The 17,304-nt window shown below is 55.0% G+C and carries 17 protein-coding genes and 2 pseudogenes; 9 read left to right on the top strand and 10 right to left on the bottom strand.

Going from position 1 to position 17,304, the window contains the following annotated elements:
- Positions 1–320 precede the first annotated feature (320 nt).
- Complete coding sequence (locus SM755_RS21120; protein WP_323174415.1) at positions 321–731, top strand: hypothetical protein; 411 nt, start codon at positions 321–323, stop codon at positions 729–731.
- A complete protein-coding gene (locus SM755_RS21115; protein ID WP_323174414.1) occupies positions 683–1,003 on the top strand; it encodes an MFS transporter in 321 nt (106 codons plus the stop codon). The genes SM755_RS21120 and SM755_RS21115 overlap by 49 nt, the downstream gene beginning before the upstream one ends.
- Before the next feature lie 171 nt (positions 1,004–1,174).
- Here the strand turns inward: SM755_RS21115 and SM755_RS24555 are convergent.
- The 4 genes and pseudogenes from SM755_RS24555 to SM755_RS21090 form a co-directional block, all read right to left on the bottom strand.
- Positions 1,175–3,051 (bottom strand): annotated as a pseudogene (locus tag SM755_RS24555) (transposase).
- 12 nt (positions 3,052–3,063) lie between these two features.
- Positions 3,064–3,966, bottom strand: a complete 903-nt coding sequence (locus tag SM755_RS21100) for an ABC transporter permease (RefSeq protein WP_323174411.1) — start codon at positions 3,964–3,966, stop codon at positions 3,064–3,066.
- Positions 3,963–5,003, bottom strand: a complete 1,041-nt coding sequence (locus tag SM755_RS21095) for an ATP-binding cassette domain-containing protein (protein ID WP_323174410.1) — start codon at positions 5,001–5,003, stop codon at positions 3,963–3,965. Before SM755_RS21095 ends, SM755_RS21100 begins: the two co-directional genes overlap by 4 nt.
- A 2-nt stretch (positions 5,004–5,005) precedes the next feature.
- Positions 5,006–5,242 carry a hypothetical protein gene (locus SM755_RS21090; RefSeq protein ID WP_323174409.1) on the bottom strand — a complete coding sequence of 79 codons (237 nt, stop codon included), beginning with the start codon at positions 5,240–5,242 and terminating at the stop codon, positions 5,006–5,008.
- A 248-nt stretch (positions 5,243–5,490) separates the two neighbouring features.
- Here SM755_RS21090 and SM755_RS21085 point away from each other — a divergent pair, with 248 nt between their 5' ends.
- The 4 genes and pseudogenes from SM755_RS21085 to SM755_RS24550 all read left to right on the top strand — a co-directional run.
- Complete coding sequence (locus SM755_RS21085) at positions 5,491–6,108, top strand: helix-turn-helix domain-containing protein (RefSeq protein ID WP_323174408.1); 618 nt, start codon at positions 5,491–5,493, stop codon at positions 6,106–6,108.
- A 231-nt stretch (positions 6,109–6,339) separates the two neighbouring features.
- Positions 6,340–7,056: a helix-turn-helix domain-containing protein gene (locus SM755_RS21080; protein WP_323174407.1), complete on the top strand. Its 717-nt coding sequence runs from the start codon at positions 6,340–6,342 to the stop codon at positions 7,054–7,056.
- Between the two features lie 73 nt (positions 7,057–7,129).
- Positions 7,130–7,762: a LysE family transporter gene (locus SM755_RS21075; protein ID WP_323174406.1), complete on the top strand. Its 633-nt coding sequence runs from the start codon at positions 7,130–7,132 to the stop codon at positions 7,760–7,762.
- A gap of 19 nt (positions 7,763–7,781) precedes the next feature.
- Positions 7,782–8,897 (top strand): annotated as a pseudogene (locus SM755_RS24550) (transposase); the annotation flags it as partial.
- A 391-nt stretch (positions 8,898–9,288) separates the two neighbouring features.
- Here SM755_RS24550 and SM755_RS21065 read toward each other — a convergent pair.
- Together SM755_RS21065 and SM755_RS21060 are read right to left on the bottom strand one after the other, a co-directional pair.
- Positions 9,289–10,656 carry a transposase gene (locus SM755_RS21065; RefSeq protein WP_323174404.1) on the bottom strand — a complete coding sequence of 456 codons (1,368 nt, stop codon included), beginning with the start codon at positions 10,654–10,656 and terminating at the stop codon, positions 9,289–9,291.
- An 87-nt stretch (positions 10,657–10,743) separates the two neighbouring features.
- Positions 10,744–11,211 carry a hypothetical protein gene (locus tag SM755_RS21060; protein ID WP_323174403.1) on the bottom strand — a complete coding sequence of 156 codons (468 nt, stop codon included), beginning with the start codon at positions 11,209–11,211 and terminating at the stop codon, positions 10,744–10,746.
- Between SM755_RS21060 and SM755_RS24545 the strand changes: the two genes are divergently transcribed.
- Positions 11,133–11,375, top strand: a complete 243-nt coding sequence (locus SM755_RS24545; RefSeq protein ID WP_369335271.1) for a hypothetical protein — start codon at positions 11,133–11,135, stop codon at positions 11,373–11,375. The genes SM755_RS21060 and SM755_RS24545 overlap by 79 nt on opposite strands.
- Before the next feature lie 165 nt (positions 11,376–11,540).
- Here the strand turns inward: SM755_RS24545 and SM755_RS21055 are convergent, their stop codons facing one another.
- Together SM755_RS21055 and SM755_RS21050 are read right to left on the bottom strand one after the other, a co-directional pair.
- Positions 11,541–12,326 carry an ABC transporter permease subunit gene (locus SM755_RS21055; RefSeq protein ID WP_323174402.1) on the bottom strand — a complete coding sequence of 262 codons (786 nt, stop codon included), beginning with the start codon at positions 12,324–12,326 and terminating at the stop codon, positions 11,541–11,543.
- Positions 12,319–13,236, bottom strand: coding sequence for an ABC transporter ATP-binding protein (locus tag SM755_RS21050; protein WP_323174401.1), 918 nt, complete (start codon positions 13,234–13,236; stop codon positions 12,319–12,321). The genes SM755_RS21055 and SM755_RS21050 overlap by 8 nt, the downstream gene beginning before the upstream one ends.
- A 97-nt stretch (positions 13,237–13,333) precedes the next feature.
- On the opposite strand from SM755_RS21050, the gene SM755_RS21045 reads away from it, so the two are divergent.
- Positions 13,334–13,972, top strand: a complete 639-nt coding sequence (locus SM755_RS21045; protein WP_323174400.1) for a helix-turn-helix domain-containing protein — start codon at positions 13,334–13,336, stop codon at positions 13,970–13,972.
- Positions 13,973–13,983: 11 nt separating this feature from the next.
- A complete protein-coding gene (locus tag SM755_RS21040; RefSeq protein ID WP_323174399.1) occupies positions 13,984–14,328 on the top strand; it encodes a MarR family transcriptional regulator in 345 nt (114 codons plus the stop codon).
- 104 nt (positions 14,329–14,432) lie between these two features.
- Here the strand turns inward: SM755_RS21040 and SM755_RS21035 are convergent, their stop codons facing one another.
- Both SM755_RS21035 and SM755_RS21030 read right to left on the bottom strand, forming a co-directional pair.
- Positions 14,433–15,617, bottom strand: a complete 1,185-nt coding sequence (locus SM755_RS21035; RefSeq protein ID WP_323174398.1) for a restriction endonuclease — start codon at positions 15,615–15,617, stop codon at positions 14,433–14,435.
- A gap of 710 nt (positions 15,618–16,327) precedes the next feature.
- Entirely contained in the window at positions 16,328–17,122 is a 795-nt protein-coding gene (locus tag SM755_RS21030) for an ArsR family transcriptional regulator (protein WP_323174397.1), read from the bottom strand.
- Positions 17,123–17,304: the final 182 nt, after the last annotated feature.

The following is a 17,304-nucleotide window of genomic DNA, read 5'->3' as shown; positions in this document are numbered from 1 at the left end:
CTGCGAGTGCGCCGGAAAATCGGTACAACAGACCGCCTCAGTCGCGAGAGCGCCGCGTAACTGCACCCAATCGGTAATCGCGACGAAAATAGTCTATTTGTGAACTCGTCTCTCTCATCGAAGAACGGGATACCACGGTTCGTTTACATCCCCAGAGACGTGATACATCTTCAGTATATCACCTCACAGGAGGGATATGGGAATACCTTCCTGTGGTATCCTAGGCACATCCTATAAAATAATAGATTGGTTATTGGGGTGTGCAAGTCCCCTGACTTGTATGAGTCTTCGACCAGATATTCACCCGGACCAGCATCCTGATGCTTATCGCGTTCGGATTCGTCATCGTCACGGTAACCGAACCGGAAGCGGAACGCAAGCAAGGCGTCCGTGATGTCGTCGGTACGTTCCGCCACACGGGCGTGCTCACGAACGCGATAGTCGGCCTCCTCTACACGTACGGCTTCTTCACGTTACTCGCGTACACGCCGCTCATCCTGGATCTCACCACGTTCCAACTCGGTTTCGTGTTCTTTGCGTGGGGGCTATTAGTGATCGTCGACTCGGCCGTCCTCTCGCCCCGCCTGAACCGATGGTTCGGGACGGCAGAAGTCTCCACCGGCGCGCTCGTCGTCTTCGCGGGTATCTGTGCGCAATGGGACTCACGAACGGCGGTACCGAGATGCTCGCCGGACTCGTCATCGTTGCCGGGGTCTTCTGTGGACTCCTGAATGCAAACCTGACGACGCTCGCAATAGAGGTTTCGTCCCACGGGCGGTCCGTCGCCTCGGGAGCGTTCAACAGTCTCCGATTCATCGGCGGAGCGTTCGCACCGATTACGGCCGGGTATCTCGGCCAGCAGTACGGCGCGACAGTTCCGTACTTGCTCGGAGCGCTCGTCGTCGCCAGCGGATTCATCGTCCTCCTGATTCGATTTGGGTTCAGGGGGCTCCGACTCACCGAATCGACGCACCAAACCAGTCACCTGAAGTCGGCTAGGTAGCCGATCAATGCACGGATCAGGTGTTCATTTCGGCCATTCTACCACTGAGATGAATAGCCGCTGAGCAGACTCGGATCAACATCTCGGAATCGTCCGGCCAGAGTGTGAAATAAACATCCGCTAAAAAGTACCACCGCTCATGAGCCGGGCGGACACGGGGAAATGCCGGCGTCAGTCAGGCGGGTCGAGACCGTACCACTGCTTGGCGACGGTCAGAAACTGGTTCGCGTCCACTCGTGGTGCATACGAGCTGTACTCACCGTCGATAGCAAGTTTCACCAGCAGGTCCACCAGCCGCCAGACGTTGTAGAGGACGCACGCGAACGCGAAGTTGAAAAACCGATAGTTGCGCTCGGTCGAGGTCGTCCGCACCATGAAGTGCTTCTGTTTCTTGAAGCCGTTCTCGATTCCCCAGCGGTGGCGGTACCGGCGAATCATCCGCTCGATCATGTGGATGAACGCCTTCCGGTCCATCTGCTGATCGTCGGCGTCACGCGCTGTCACGCAGGGATGGTTCGTCTCGAACACCACGGTGTCGGCGGTGTCGACCTCTCCGTCCTGTGCGTTCTCTTTGCGCTCTTCGATTTTCTCTTCGCGCTGGATGTCATTGAGTAGCCGCGAAAACGACACCCTCTCGCACGGCTTGACCTCTTCGTCATCGAACTCCCACTCACCGCACATCTCCGTCCACACGTCTGAGAGACTGTCGTTCTCGTCTTCATCCTCATTGTCATCCGAGCTCGACTGCTTCGGGAGGTAAATCTGCTTGCGCGTGGCCGTACCGTCTGGCGTTTCCTTCTCGGTAACGTGGAAGCGCTTGCCGGTGCGGTACATCCACGCGATGGTGTCGGCCTCGTCGCTTCGTTCGAAGGTGCGCGTGGGGTTCAGGTAGTGGACGCCGTACTCCTCGCAGGTCTCCGTGACACCTTCGCTGTCGAATTCGCGATCCATCATGACGAGATCGATGTTGACCATCTTGGTCGCGTGCGTCAATAGCTCCTCGACGATCTCGTCTTTCGATTGTCCACGCACACGCGGGATAGCGTCAAGCACCAGCGGCACGTCCAGCCCGACGATCTTGCACACGGCCCACTGGTAGTACTGGTTTCCGTCGCGGTACCCGAGGATGTCACCCTCGTGGTCCGCTACATCACCCCTGAACGGGAAGCCCTTGGTCACGTCGATAGCTGCCTAGAGTTTGCCGGTGAGTTCACCGTGCTGGCGGGTGCGATCGATGAGCATTCGCGTCGTGTTTCGGAGCATCTCTCGAATTTCCGAAACCGAGAGTTTCCCGATCTGGTAGCGATGGGTCGATCCGGATGGGACGCGCTCGCGCGTTGTATCGAGAAAGAACGAGGCTGGACCGCTCCGAGCATACATGTCCTCGCGCATCCCCATGTAGGCGTGCTGTTCCCAGAACGCGTTCTCGTGAATCTGCCAGTTTGGTCCGCGCTTGAGCGCGAACGCATCATAGACGAACGGTTTGGCCTGCTACCACACCTCGTCGGTCTTTGCGGCGATGAGTTGGTGTTCAGGACAGTCGTCGGCTTCCGATTCATCTGGCTTGTCGGTGCCGATCCGGTCGGGAGCGGAACCTCGCAGGCACGCGCGGCCCTCACGATGCTGTCGGCACACTCCTGTACGACGTCGCGTAGTTCCGCGCTGAATCGTTCGTTCCAGGCCCGCCAGAGCGTCGATTGATTCGGGAGCGCCTCGAAGCCGAGATGCTGGCGGAGCGAGGAATGTGCTCGCAGGTGGTCGTGGAGGGCGGTTTCGTCCCAGCCGTTGATCTCCTTGAGCAGGCACGCTCGGACGTGTAACGCCATCGGATACGGCCCCGAATACGGGGCTAACGAATCGTGTGTAGCGAACGTGCAATTGTCAACCGGCAGCTGACAGACCAGCATCTCGATGTCAGCATAGACTGTCGCGTGCTCGCACCATGACTGCGCAATAGTCGCAACAGCTGAGACGAATTCGTCGAGATCGTCGCTTACTCCATCGGATTCAATAGCGAAACAGCGGGGAGACGGTCCGCCGAGCGCCATCTAGTGAATCAGCTATCTGACTTGTGAACTCGACACGCGGTGCAACAAGACGGCGGCGATCCCACCCAACACGAGGTCAAGCACACCGAGCACGACTACCGCTGGGACGATGGTGTTCCAGATGCCGGAGAACGCCGTCACATCGATCACCGTGAGGACGTCCTGGCCGAGCATCAGCGCCCGGAGGGCATCAACACCATACGTGACCGGATTGACCGTTGCCACCACCTGCATCCACTCCGGGAGAAAGGTGATTGGCATGAAAGCACTCGAGGAGAAAAGCAATGGATAGTGCGTCATATACAGCCAAATATTGGCTGATTCGATATCTTGCGTCACGAGCGCAATGATGATTGAGTAGGCTGTAAACCACAGCGAATACACGATGACGATGGCGAAGATTCCGAGTACGCCTCCCAGTCCCGTTTGGATGTAGGTCCCGACCGAGCCACCGGAACTGATCCACAAGAGTATGTATCCGAGCACGAGAACTATCGCCGATTGGAAGACAACCCGGATTACATCTGCGAGGGCTTTTCCGAGGAATATCGCCTCACGGTGGGTCGGTGAGACAAGTACTTTTTCGAACATACCACTGTCCATGTCCTGGATCAACCCCGACCCAGATTGGATGGCAACCGTCATGGCTGTGACGATGATGATGGCTGGCGTGAGGAAGATCACATAGTTGACGTCCGCTCCGAACAGGTCTTGGATCGGCCCGTCGGCGAGTTTCCCGAATACCTGCGTGAATAATATCAGAAAGATAAACGGCGATAGCAGTGCCTCAAACACTATACTCGCGTTACGGACGGCTTTCTGGAGCCAGCGTTTGAGCGTGACCCACACATCGACAGGGAAGCTGTTACCAGCCGCTTGCTGTTCGACTGCCTGCTCAGTTTCAGTCGAACTCATCGACCCACCTCCGTCTGAGCGGTATCGCCCGGCTGGTCTTCCACTGTCTCGTCGCTCTCTGATTCGCCGGTGATGGCGAGGAAGACGTCGTCGAGTGAAGGCGACCGAACATCGAATCCCGTCACCGTGAAGCCCGCATCTCGCAGCGCGACGAGGAGGTCGGTACCCTCCCGGCGCGCGTGCTCGGACGCGATAGCGATGCCCTCGTCGGTGGGTTCGATCGTATTGTCCGCGAATAAGCCCGACTCGCGGGCGACTCGTTGGGCGTGCGCTCGTTGTTCGGCGGTCGAATCTTCGAGCGTGATTTCGAGGATGTCGCCACCAACCCGTGATTTGAGCGCGTCCGGTGAATCGGTGGCGACGAGTTTGCCATCCTGAATCACCGACAGGCGGTCGCAGAGTTCGTCGGCCTCCTCCAAGTACTGGGTCGTGAGAAACACGGTCGTCCCCTGCCGGTTGATCGCCCGGAAGTACTCCCACAGGCGGTTTCTGGCCCGCGGATCCAACCCGGTCGTCGGTTCGTCCAAGAATACGAGTGGTGGCTCATGCACTAGTGCAGTCGCGACGTCGAGGCGCTTTTTCATCCCACCCGAGAACCCACTGGGCTGCTTGTCGGCGACATCCGCGAGATCGACGAGGGCTAACAGATCGTCGATCCGCTCGGCGCGCTCGCTCCGGGGGACGCCGTATATCTCACACGCATATTGGATGTTCTCGCGGGCGGTGAGTTCCTCGTCCACGCTCGTTTCTTGGGCCATGTAGCCGATGGACGAGCGAACAGCGCGTGCTTGGTCGACGACGTCGAATCCGTTGACCGTCACCGACCCGGCCGTGGGGTGCAACAGCGTCACGAACGTTTTGATGGCGGTCGTCTTGCCCGCTCCGTTCGGCCCCAAAAACCCGAAGAACTCCCCCTTCGGGACATCGAGATCGATGCCACGCACCGCGCGGGTGCCGTCAGCATATGTGAGTTCGACGTTCCGCGCTGCGATCGCCATCGAGGACGTCCCCTGTGTCTCGGATGGTTTCGTCTGCATAGTCACACTTCCTCCTCCTCTTCTCCGTTCTCCGTCACTTCGTCCATTATCTCGACATCACTGATCGTGAGGAATCCAGTTGGAATTGTCTTCCACGATAGGAGAGGGGTAACTCGATGCTCTTCGCCTTCGTTCGAGCCGTCTGGAACGCCGCTAGACACGACTGCATTATCTGTCAGTCGTGCAGTGGCCCCAGTCAGAGCACCGTTGCATCCCGTGTTGGTCTCTCGCTTCTGCATTTCTTGTCTCACGTAGGGAGAGAGACGCCGCTTACCCTCGGGATTTACCCCGCTCATGAGCGGGGAATTTATAATCACTTGCACTCTTACTCACTTGCATGATACTGTCAGTAGTGTTCCATCCAGAGATACAATTCAAGAGAGAACGAATGGTACGACCAAGTCTGTGAAACACGAAGAAAATGAGATACATAACCATCGTTATTGCTCCGACCAAGGAATACCATCGATCGAGGGGCCACCAACAGATGCTGGAACGTGCCGACGATCGGCGAGAGATATGGATCGATGACACGCTCGTAGCGACCCAAGAAGCGATACAGTATTCCAATCTTCTCGATGATGGAACCGCTGTTGGGATCGCGCGGTTCAGAGGCGATGCTGATCGGTTCACAGCGATCGAAGACGAATACCCAGAGATCATCTCATGCATCGTAACGGGTGGTGAGACGTGGCTGGCGTATCTGCACTACGAGCCTGACGAGCTTGAAACGGCCCTGTTCGAACTCATCGATACCGAAGCCATCAGCATCGACTGGCCAATAAAAGATACTGCTGACGGGGTGGAGGTCACACTCTTCGGTGAGGATGCAGCCCTCCAGCAACTGATCGCTGGTCTTCCTGAGGAAATGAATCTGCGTCTCGAACGGGCAGGCGAGTATCAACCACATATGGATGACCCAGCGGAGCAACTCACCGACCGTCAAAAAGAGGTCGTGCGGGTAGCGATCGCAGCGGGATATTACGACACCCCACGGCGTGCAACACAGCGTGACTTGGCGGCCGATCTCGGATTGTCACAACGGACGATCGGAGAACATCTTCAGCGAGCAGAAGCGAAGATTATCCAGTCCGTGGTTGTCTGAAGTTGGACAGATAAGATATTCACTGTACAGTCTCGTGATGGTTGTGGTGTTCAAGGTATATTCCGGGACTGATCGTGCATTAGAAATCCACCTAGCCGACTTCAGCGGTCACTGATTTGACCCGGTCTCGTTACTTTCGCACACTGCACGATCCACCGGTGTTTGACGCGCTTGGCTTCCACAGTTTCGGAAGATGGGTTCATAACCCTTGGAATACTTTCTCTACTAAGAATGGCTGTGGAAGACGGAGAGAATGAAGAAGGTATTGAACTTACCCTTGACATTTGGCATCCGCAGTGTTGGACGCTTCACGTTACAGAAGATACCAACGCGGATCTCCTTGGATACGGCCTCTATTCAACGAAAAATGCAGTTCACGGCCTCTTCACAGCCTCTGCACAGTCGATTTCTGAGGTTGACCAGGCAATTACAGAGATTCAAGAATCGGCACTCACAGACGATGTCTGGACGATAGGTAGTAAAGACGGGGCCGAAGTACCAGCTACTACTGGGACTGCGACACGAGGATTTCTCGTCGAATGGGGTGTTGATACAGGGGAGAACATCATTGATTCACTCGTTGCTCACGGCTTCGTCCCACGACGGACCTACCAGATGACGAGTGGCCGTGAGCAGTGGAGTGTGATTACCACGATGGATCGCTACGAAGCCCAAGAACAACTTAGCGATGTAAGCTCCGAAACTGATGCTGATATTGATATTCAGCGAGTCACCTCCAACGGTCGCCAGCCAAGTGGCCCGTATCAATTGGATGTTCTTTCCCCTCGACAGCGGGAAGTGTTCGAATATGCTTGTCAGCAGGGGTACTATGACTGGCCTCGAAAGGCCTCCGCGACCGACCTTGCGGACGATCTCGGCATTACAAAGGCAACTATAACTGAACACCTCCGGAAAGCGGAATCCCGTCTATTCACCCCTTTTCGGTAATACCTCGCCCGGAGTAGCGAGCCATACATGTAGGGTACGGGTTCTCCCTTCTCTCGCCCAATAGCAGTTGTATATGCCTCTCACTGCATTCATACATGGAATCGTCCTCGCAATCGGTCTCATCGTTGCACTCGGTCCCCAGAACGTTTTCATATTTCAGCAGGGTGCAGTTCAGCCCCGTCTCACCCGGGCTCTTCCGACTGTACTTACTGCGGGCATTTCTGACACACTACTAATCCTTCTCGCGGTTCTCGGTGTTTCAGTCGTGGTTCTCCAATTTGCGTGGTTGCAGACCGTGCTGTTTGGGACTGGGTTCGTGTTCTTGCTCTACATCGGATGGGCACTTTACTCCTCACCTGCGCTTGATGTGGACCCACATACAGAGGAATTCCTCGGAACGCGTGGGCAGATCGGGTTTACAGCATCTGTCTCATTACTGAATCCACATGCAATTATGGATACTATTGGTGTGATTGGGACTAATGCATTAGCCTATTCCGAGCTAAACCGCTGGATATTCACCGCAGGTTGCCTGTTCGTGTCGTGGGGATGGTTTAGTGGGCTCGCTGTCGCGGGGTGGGCACTAGGAGAGTCAGCAAATGCTGACCGTTGGATGCGGTATCTCAATACAGTCTCAGCAGTTGTCGTCTGGATTGTCGCGCTCTACTTGGGCTGGCAGCTTATTGGGTTATTAGAGATCGTATAGAGAAGTGATAGCAAGTGATGAGTCCGAAATATGGAGAACGATCCGTTTAGCTCGCTCATACGCCTTCAATTCGCTTCAGACGAACCGAGCACAGAATGCTAGCTATCCAGATTCCTGTATCTTCGAGATGCAGTCGTTTATGAGCCTAGTACGATGTGGGACGGCACAGGGTGCTCATCGATTCGCTCGATTCTCTAACAGAGGGCGAACTCATCATGGAGATACTCATCTTAGGACAGTCAAACAATTCACTCCGGAGAGCTTGCTCGAGAGATTCGATAGTGCTACGGGCCGTATACTCTCAGTTATCGAGTCTGAAGTGTCGTTTCGCCGGCCTGTAACGGTTGCGATCGACATTACGACCATTCCTTACTACGGGCGAACAGCTGAGATGCCGATGGTGAGCGGGATGAAAAACGGTGAGGGCCGAGCATTCAAGTTCGCGACCCTCTCGATTGTCGGGCGGAATACCCCGCTCGTTCTGGCTGTTGAGCCAGTGCGTGAGAGTTCGTCGTGGGACGAGAACCCGCCGAATCGAATCCATCGGGTTGTTCGGCGGCTAGTTCGAAAAGCAAAAGAACACATCCCAATCGAAATGGTGCTGTGTGACCGTGAGTTTGACTAGGTGCGGGTGTTTCAGACGCTGTCGAACCTTAACGTGAACTACTTGATTCCCAAACGAATCACAAGTTCTGAACGAAAGACGATTGAGCAGATGGACCAGGACGTCCAAGAGGTCGCCGTTGAGTCAGCGTCAGTCCATGTCGAACAGGGTTCTCACGCGATGCGGTTCTTGTACGTTCCCTCGACGAAGACGGATGGAACAACGATATTCGCGACGAATACTCGTGTTCAGCCGGAAGAGGCTGAAGCGTTCTGTCGGCGCTATAGTAGCCGCTGGCAGATCGAAAACGAATACAAGAGCATCAAACACGATTTCTTGGCGAAGGCCTCGTCGAAGGATTATCGAGTTCGATTGTTCTACTTCGTGTTCGCTGTACTTCTCTACAATATTTGGCGACTCACCGACTTCCTGCTGAAAGCTGGTACTAGTGATGAGATGAACTATGCGCCCGTGATAACCGCTGGAGAGTGTGTCGAATTAGTTGCTTCGGCGCTGCTTCCTCCTGATTAACTGACTGAGCACACCGGATCGCCTTTCGTGAGCGGTGGCGCTATCCCTTGGTGGGATGTTCCGATTAGTTTCTAACAGCCGAAGAGAGATATCTATTGTAGTCGAATTTCCTAGCCCATTTCTCTCCTCAGCTAGTCCAAACTCCCGGTGAAACAACGCTAAAACTGCTAATCCTCCGAAACTGTGGGCTTCACGGTAGCGAAGAAGGCAGAAAGGTAGGTGAATAATCGGTTGGCACACCGCTCGTTTCTCCGTTCTTCGAACTGAAATCAGGAGTTCGAAACGCTATCTGGTCGCGACGACACCGGCTGTCTGGTGAAACTCCCGAAAAACGGGATAAAAGAAGACAGCAGCGGCTACGCGCCGAGCGAACACAGAGAAGAACAGCCAGTCAGTCGGGAGGATCGAATCCGATGTGCTTGCCGGCGAGCGTCAGGAACGTCGTGGCTTGGACTCGCGGCGAGTAGTCTGGGTCGTCCTCGAGCGCCAGCTTCACGAGCAAATCGACGAGTCGCCAGACGTTGTAGAGAACGCACGCGAACGCGAAGTTGAAGTACCGGTACTCGTGTTCCTTCGAGGTCGTCCGCACGCGGAACTGCTTGATCTGTTTGTACCCGTTCTCGATGCCCCACCGGTTGGAGTACCGGGCGATGAATCCCCGTGCCGTCGCCAGAAGCTCCTCCTCGGTATCGTCATCGCTCGTGTCGAAGGCAGGATGGTTCGTCTTGAAGAAGGCGTACGCCGCCGCGTCCTCCTCGCTGCCAGGCAACTCGTCTTTGTCCTCGCGAACGTCATCCAGCACATCATCGAACCAGGCCGCGCCGTCGACTTCGTCCGGGTCGTCACTGGTCACGTTCACGAAGTCCGCGACGAGCTCCTGCCGTACCTCGTCACGGTTCTCCTCTTTGTCCTCCTCGTCGTCCTCAGGGTCCTCGCCGGCCTTCTCGAAAACGTCGGTGTTCCGCGCCGGCAGATAGATTTCCTTCCGGCCCGGGCCGCTAATCGTCTGCTGGGTCTCAACGTGAACCCGCTTCCTAGCCTTCCGAAGTCGGGTACAGGTGGCGCGTTCGCTGGCGTTCTTCTTACCCGGCGTGAGGTAGTGGACACCATGTTCCTCGCACGCTGCCCGAACGTCGTCCCCATCGAACTCGCGGTCCATCATCACGAGGTCCAGGTCCGGGACGATACCGAGCGCGCCGCCGAGAAGTTCGTCGACGATCTCGTCGCGCGGCATCCCTCGGTGGACGGGGATGGCGTCGAGGACGAGCGGGACGTCGAGGCCGACGATCTGGATGGTCGCCCACTGGAAGTGGTAGTCGATCTCTTGGGTTTCCTTGTCCTTGTAGCCGAGAATGTAGTCGTCCTCGGGGTGGTCGTCGTCCGTCCACTCGATTTCCCCGGTCCACGGGTTGCCCTTCGTGATATCGATAGCGGACGACAGCTTCCCCTGTAGTTCCCCGTTGTGACGGGCGCGGGCGACAAGCATCCGGGCGGTCTCTTGGAGCATCGACCGGATGGACTCGACGTCCAGCTTCTGGAGATGGTGGCGGTGGGTGCGGGCGACGTGCTGTTGGTCCTCGGGGCGGGTAGTGTTCATTCGAAAGGCATCGAGACCATCCTCGGTGAAGGCGTCCTGCAACGTGCCGGCATAGGCGTGCGCCTCCCAGAACGACCCTTCCAGGATGATCGCGTTCTCCGCGCGGTCAAGGCCAAAGCAGTCCATCACGAACGGCTTTGCCTGCACCCATACCTCCTTCATCTTCTCGTCAGCCGCTTCTCCGACCACTCGCTTTCCCCGTCGCGGTCCTCCGGCTGGAAGACATCGTCGGGGACGGCGATGCCGTGTTCACGCGCCTGCTCGACGACACGCTCGGCGACGTGATGGCAGAGCCCCTGCGTGACCCGGTGGCCAGGACTCGTGGAACACTTCCCAGAGTCGGGACTGACTCGGCTCGCTGTCGAAGCCGAACCGGTCGGCAAGCCAGGGGTTGTCGTTGAACTCACGCTTGAGTTGAGTGGACTGCCATTCCATCCCGATGGTAGATATGCGCGCACGGAACCACGGTTCGAGGCCGGTGTAGTTGTGGTGCCAGTCGGCGCGGCCGTTAGGGAAATCGCTGCCGGAGACGCGGACAGAAAGGCTGGAGATGAGGTCGGCGAACGTCGGGGGGTTACGTTTCCCGATGTCGTAGCGGAGCGTAGTGTGGAGAGTGAGATCGCCCCAACCGTGGTCGCTTGGCTGGATTTCCGTCCGAGCGACGACGGCGATGCGTTCGTCGGTGGTGCAGTCGGCGAGGCGCGCGGTCTCTGTCACGTTACACCGAACTTACTGTATTTGACTTATATTCCTTCGCAGTCCACAGGGTGCTCATCGTCAGTTCCTATACCCAGTCTCACTATCGGGTCGATCAGTTCGATGATACGCTCCTCGAAGCTCTTCGAGTGGGGACTGTATCCTTTGAGTCATCCAGTGATTGAGCTACGTTTCGCTTCAGAATCCTTGACTAGGATCCAAGTATCAAGAGGACAATTGTTCTATAATTGCCTCATCTTTCGATGGACAACAACCAGTTATGAGGCCCTGATTTGCCCGCAGCAACAATCCTGTGACGAGCAACCCGTTCTTGTCGCTGAAGTCATATATTAGATATCGCGGCGTTGGAACAGGACTTGGCTCACGATGATCAACCCCAGGAAAGCAGCAATCAAAATCCCGGCGTCGATCAATTCGTACGACCCGTCAATAAGAACCGGCGTAGGTGAGTAGTAGTGGGTTGGGCTGATATTCTGTATCCACGCGAAGTCTTCTGCCGCACCAACGGCTGACTCAACGAGCCAAAGCACAAATACCAGTCCGATGGCAGCTCTCTCTGCAACTGCTGCTCGATCCACAAGAACGGAGAGAATCATCCCAATTGCTGCACAGACTAGGAGATACGGAATCGAGAGGAGGTGAACCAATGCGAGATGCATCGGGTCAATCGTCTCGCCAATAGCTACAACGAGACTGTAGGTGACGCCACCCACAACTACGTTTAGTACAATCAGTGGAAGTAGCAGCGATGCGAACTTCTCGACAAGTAATTGGTTTCGAGATACAGGGAATGAAAGCAGCAGATCCATTCGATCACTTTCGATATCACTCGCAATCGTTCCCGCCGCCGTGTATGCGAAGTAGATTCCGAGTCCGAGCAACCACAGGAACGTGTAGATCTGTGTTCCGAGCCACCCTCCAATGGATCCGATTCCACTAACGCCAAACGCATCCAGCATTGCAGGCGGCATCGACTGGGTCATCTGCTCGAAGGCTGAAGGGTCTAACAAGGAGAAGTACCAAACGATGAAAGCCGTGTAGAGACTGAGACCGATTGTCAAAATCGTGGTTCCGCGGAGCCGGCGGCTCATCTCGTACCGGGTGGTTTCAAACATCGGACTCCACCTCCTGACTGGACTCTACTGCTCCATCTGCCCCATAGTAGTGCATGAAGATGTCCTCAAGTGGTGGTTCGCTGATTTCTATTTCACGGACATCGTGGGTCGCCAGCTCGCGGAGCAGCGTGTTGTACTCTCCAGTGTAGATGAACTGAACACCTTCACCGAACGTCTGAACGTCAATCACCCCGTCAATCTCTGCGAGATCCGCTCTGGCCTCGTCTGTTGTCTGGAGTTGCACCCGCTTTCCGCCTTGCTGAAGCAGCGTATCGATGTCTTCCAGACCAACCAGGTCTCCTTCACGGAGGATACCAACGCGGTCACACGCGCGGCGGACTTCGCTCAGCACGTGTGACGAAAAGAACAACGTCTTCCCCCGATCACGCTCGTTCCTGACGAACTCGTTGAACTCTTCTTGTTTGAGCGGGTCGAGGCCAGAGGTTGGCTCGTCCATAATTACGAGTTCTGGATCGTGCATGAACGCCTGGACGATACCAAGCATGCGCTTGTTCCCGGTCGAATACTCACGAATCGGACGCTCAACTGGAGGTGTGAATATCTCAAGGAGCTCTTCTCGACGAGACCCGCCTTTGACTGATTCGTGATAGTCAAGGACATCTTCACCCGTCGCTTCCTTGTTGAATCCAAGATGTGCGGGCAGATATCCGATTCGTTGTTTTGCTTCGATGAGCGCGCCCTCGTCATGGATATCTGCGCCAAGGACGGTCGCAGTGCCGGCCGTTGGTTCGATTAACCCGAGGAGCGACCGGATTGTGGTTGTCTTGCCGGCTCCGTTTGGGCCAAGAAAGCCGAATACCTCTCCGTTTTCTACAGTGAACGAAAGGGAGTCTACCGCACGTACACTCCCGTAATTTTTTGTCAGGCAATTAACTTCTATTGTCGCCATGCATTGACGTGGCCGCTATGACCAAATATATGCTTTGGTTATAGAGTAATAATCGAAAACCGATTTAGTTATGAGTTTCCGAAACCCACCGGGAGATATGCGAAAGTTCAGTGATGAAGACCGGGAACGGATACAAGAGGAACTTCTCGAAACTGCGCGTGAACTGTTGGTGAAGTACGGGCCTACGAAAACAACTGTGAAGGATATCACTGAACCAGTTGGCATCGCTAAACCCACATTCTACCAGTTTTTCGACGCGAAGTCCGATCTCTACGTGGAGATATTCAAACAGGAATTAGACGAGTTTTCGGAGCAGATGCAGTCGGAACTTGAGGAGCTTGACGATACTCAGGATTACCTTGAGCAGTTTTTCCGGTGTTACACTGAATTCGGTGAAGAGAACAAATTCGTTCAACAAGTATTTCTTAGACAAGACTATCGAGACGTTCTCGGTGATATATCATCTGAACAGATTGCGGAGATAGAGCGGAAAGAGATGGAAGCGTTGATTCCCCCTATTAAAAACATCCAGGAGCAAAGTGAGGGACCGATCTCGGAAATGGAGCCGATAACTGTACTCGGGCTTATGGGTTCGTCTCTTGGTCTGTTAGTCCTTCATAAGGATGAGTACGAGGAATACACAGCTGATCTTGAGGGAATCCAAGACGGGATCTATTATCATCTCCAAGAGGAACTGATCGCCACTCTTGCAAGAGGACTTACCGTAGAAAACTAACAACTGGGATCATGGAAGAACACAGAAACGATGGCCCATTTCCAGTGAAACCAGAAACCGACGAGTATGAGACGATTAGCTTCCTCGTCCGCAATCGAAAAAGTAGCTTCAATCCATCAGAAATCGCTTCAACTCTGAATGTTACTGAGCAAGAGACCTCAAGAGCATTGTCTCACCTCTTCGATCAGGGACTTGTTGACCGATCACAGGAGAGCTATTACGTTGGCTCAGAGAAAGCTAAGCACCTTCAACGTCAGCTAAAGTCGGTTGATTCGGCTGAACGTCTGCACAATACCACACCAGATGACGATGCCTACGCAGAGGGAGAGTGGGAAGACGACTTAGCCTCTCGGTAGTCACAAAGAACTAGCCACTGAGATAAGCTATCTCAACCCGGATATGAACCTCAAGAACTCCTAACCTCGGGGCGAACTCTAGGAAGGGAGAGTCAACGCCGGGGTCAATTATCTGCCGGGAATTGACCACTTTCTGCGAACTGAACTGTTGGCCCAATCCAGTCACCGTCTTCGTCGTAGTGGAGGTTAACGTCCCAACCAAGCTCTTGCCAGATCTCAGTAAGTGGATTCCGTAACGAATCAACAACGTCAGCTTCCTCTAGTGGAATTTCAGCCAAGTCCGTCGTGTACTGTTCCGTCCGCAACGGCTTCTGCTTGGGCGGACCAGATATACGAGTTTCATAGGAAACCGTCGCTCCTCTTGCGTCCAACAAACTAATGAAACAGAACGCGGTCCCGGTCACACCCATATTCTTCAAAGCCCGGATTCCGGCTTGGACAGTGATGCCTATCTTACAGTCGAGTGATTCCTTAGGCCTCCGAGCATTATTCAGCAGCAGCCCGTCCTCCTCATCTTCTCGAAACACCCACGTATCCACGGCCTCAAACAAGCCATCCTTCCGAAGGTATGTGTAGGACTTGTAGGGCTGCCTCAGCCGACCGCCTGCATTCAACTTCCCCTTCCCTACCGATTCGGTTCCAGGATGGACGTTCAGCTTGCCCACCCTCGGGAGGCCAGGGAGATCGTCGGACCGTTGAACGTAGTTACCACTGAATACACCATTAGGGATCAAGTGGATAACCGCTGCTGGCCCTTTCTCAAGGTCGCTAGCGACATCTTTTCGGTTAGAAATCAGATCCAACCGTTCGTCCCGTAACCCGAGGACTTGATCTATATGGTCATCATTCCGTTTCGGGTTGAACCCGAAGTGCCGTTCCGCGAGATCTGGTCGTTCGTGACCGGTGATACCGATGATGTGCCGTCGATGCAGGATTTTCAGGTCCCAGTCGTACTCCTCTTCGATCTCCTCCTCCATATCCAGTTCCTGCTGGCCGGTCACACGTTGGTTCGTTACGAAGACTAAGTGGTCGAATGACTCATTCTGTTCCTTCTCGAGTTCTTCGACACTTTCTGCATCATTCCGCAGTTTTCCCCGCCAATTGTTGTCGACGCTCGCGTGTCCGATCCCTTTTCGGCCGTTGAGCACGATTCGTGCGTCCCACCCACCATCTGTCCCGATAACGCCGCTTTCGTGAACGTCGTAGCCTTCGTTCCGTAGAATCTCTCCCGCAATCTTCTCGAAAGTCGTGCCATCGACCGTATCGACGGCCCATTCGAGTTTGTCCATAGTTCCTTTTCATTAGCGTTGATGAATAACAGTTTGCTCCATCTCTATCGCTGGTCGTATGCCAGTCTTTGCTGTCATCCCATAATTTAGAAGAATAATCTCACAAGTATCGGTTTGTTAACATACTCACTCCAAACCAGGGGTGGGTCCCCCCTTTGCGATGTGTAGAACTCGGCCGGCGTAGAGCCGAAAATCAAGGAAGCGTGCGAGTGATGCAGCATGGGGGTTTCATCACCCGAAGTGAAGCCTTCCCAGGACGTTGAGAACCATTAAGAACCAAGCGATTATATTTGACGTTGCTGTCTTCAGTGGTAGCGCACTCTATATCGCCCCATGGAGTTTATCTCTGAGTTCAGCAGCGGAGTTGAAACCAGCGCTCCCAACGGGCACGTTAGACGGAAATCCGCAAGACAGGGTCGATAACGGCAGTACACCTGCAAACCCCACTCTAGACACGGGCTCAAACGGTCCTGAATCCGCGAGCAACGAAAATTCGTCCGCTTCAACGCACCCCCAGCGGGCGAACATCTTCGATAGCACAGTAGTCGCCCACACCATGGATGCCGTTCATGGGAGAAAGTGAGAGACAACCGAGAACGAACTCTCGGCAGACGACGATAGCTGGGAAGGGGAGAACTAGACGGTATTCGCCCGCGTTCACCTGAAACCAATGGAAATCCGATGCGGGATGAGCCGTCTCGAATCTCAATTCACTCGAGGAGATCCGCGGAACTGAGCGGCGCTGCGTTCTGCCAGTACTGGGCGTGCTTCTCGCGGGCCCACGAGACCACAGCCTCGTTGTCGGTATCTATCGCCCCCTGAAGAACGCCCGCCTCGTCGCGCAGCATGAAGTGAACAACATCGTCGGCGATCGTCACGGCATACGGAATTCGATCCTCGTGAAGGCGGATCTCGGCCCCATCAGCCGCGACTAATTCCTGGAGCGGTTGTCGAAGCATCGAATCCTGCGCGATGGCATCCACTGCCGTCGGAGAGAACACGCCGGTGAAATGCTGGTCTCCGTCGATCACGTGCTCTCGGATGATATCGAGACTCTGTTCGTTAAACGCATACGAGAAGATCGAGACCCGTTCTGATCCGGATAGTAACGATAGAATCCGCTGAACCGGCGCGTTCGGTCGCATTTGGCTGGGTGTCGTGATAGTGGCGTCGGTAAGGCAGCGAAAATCGAACGCCATTTCCTCCGTCGGCAACCACTCGATTATCTCGCGCAGGTCGGCTTCCGCGTCGAGTGTGTCCCAAAGGTTCGTAAACGCTTCGGCGACGAGTTCACCGGTTGCCGTTGCAGTGTACGTGTCCCCGTCGTACGAGACCCATCGCCGCGTTTGCAGATCGTTGAGAACGCGACTGAGTGTTGGTTGAGAGGCGTCGATCTCCGCCTGGAGCTCGCGGCGAGTATACGCGTCGTGACTGAGCACTCGAAGGGTCTCGACCCGGTTAGCAGACAACGCAAGGAATTCGATCTCGTCGAGTGCCGAATCCATGGCGGCGTTTGGTCCCGGTTACGGTTAACTGTTTTCACGGTATGAATAATAGTCAGTGGGCGAATAGAAGGCATCCCTGTTCACCCTTTCAATAATTGCATAAGATTCTGAATAGATATAAAGTCCCGGTCGGCGTACACTGAGTCAGATGACCGACTCTATCGCACTGCAAACGGATGCCT

The sequence above is a fragment of the Natrialba sp. PRR66 genome (genome assembly GCF_034808065.1).
Taxonomy (GTDB): domain Archaea; phylum Halobacteriota; class Halobacteria; order Halobacteriales; family Natrialbaceae; genus Natrialba; species Natrialba aegyptia.
Note: the sequence above shows the minus strand (reverse complement) of the source record. Positions and strands in the feature narration are given on the sequence as shown.

Bases quoted from the DNA above. Each gene is read 5' to 3' on its own strand.
- SM755_RS21120 (WP_323174415.1), top strand. From the start codon at position 321: ATGCTTATCGCGTTCGGATTCGTCATCGTCACGGTAACCGAACCGGAA.
- SM755_RS21115 (WP_323174414.1), top strand. From the start codon at position 683: ATGCTCGCCGGACTCGTCATCGTTGCCGGGGTCTTCTGTGGACTCCTG.
- SM755_RS21100 (WP_323174411.1), bottom strand. From the start codon at position 3,966: ATGAGTTCGACTGAAACTGAGCAGGCAGTCGAACAGCAAGCGGCTGGT.
- SM755_RS21095 (WP_323174410.1), bottom strand. From the start codon at position 5,003: ATGCAGACGAAACCATCCGAGACACAGGGGACGTCCTCGATGGCGATC.
- SM755_RS21090 (WP_323174409.1), bottom strand. From the start codon at position 5,242: ATGCAGAAGCGAGAGACCAACACGGGATGCAACGGTGCTCTGACTGGG.
- SM755_RS21085 (WP_323174408.1), top strand. From the start codon at position 5,491: ATGCTGGAACGTGCCGACGATCGGCGAGAGATATGGATCGATGACACG.
- SM755_RS21080 (WP_323174407.1), top strand. From the start codon at position 6,340: ATGGCTGTGGAAGACGGAGAGAATGAAGAAGGTATTGAACTTACCCTT.
- SM755_RS21075 (WP_323174406.1), top strand. From the start codon at position 7,130: ATGCCTCTCACTGCATTCATACATGGAATCGTCCTCGCAATCGGTCTC.
- SM755_RS21065 (WP_323174404.1), bottom strand. From the start codon at position 10,656: ATGAAGGAGGTATGGGTGCAGGCAAAGCCGTTCGTGATGGACTGCTTT.
- SM755_RS21055 (WP_323174402.1), bottom strand. From the start codon at position 12,326: ATGTTTGAAACCACCCGGTACGAGATGAGCCGCCGGCTCCGCGGAACC.
- SM755_RS21050 (WP_323174401.1), bottom strand. From the start codon at position 13,236: ATGGCGACAATAGAAGTTAATTGCCTGACAAAAAATTACGGGAGTGTA.
- SM755_RS21045 (WP_323174400.1), top strand. From the start codon at position 13,334: ATGCGAAAGTTCAGTGATGAAGACCGGGAACGGATACAAGAGGAACTT.
- SM755_RS21040 (WP_323174399.1), top strand. From the start codon at position 13,984: ATGGAAGAACACAGAAACGATGGCCCATTTCCAGTGAAACCAGAAACC.
- SM755_RS21035 (WP_323174398.1), bottom strand. From the start codon at position 15,617: ATGGACAAACTCGAATGGGCCGTCGATACGGTCGATGGCACGACTTTC.
- SM755_RS21030 (WP_323174397.1), bottom strand. From the start codon at position 17,122: ATGGATTCGGCACTCGACGAGATCGAATTCCTTGCGTTGTCTGCTAAC.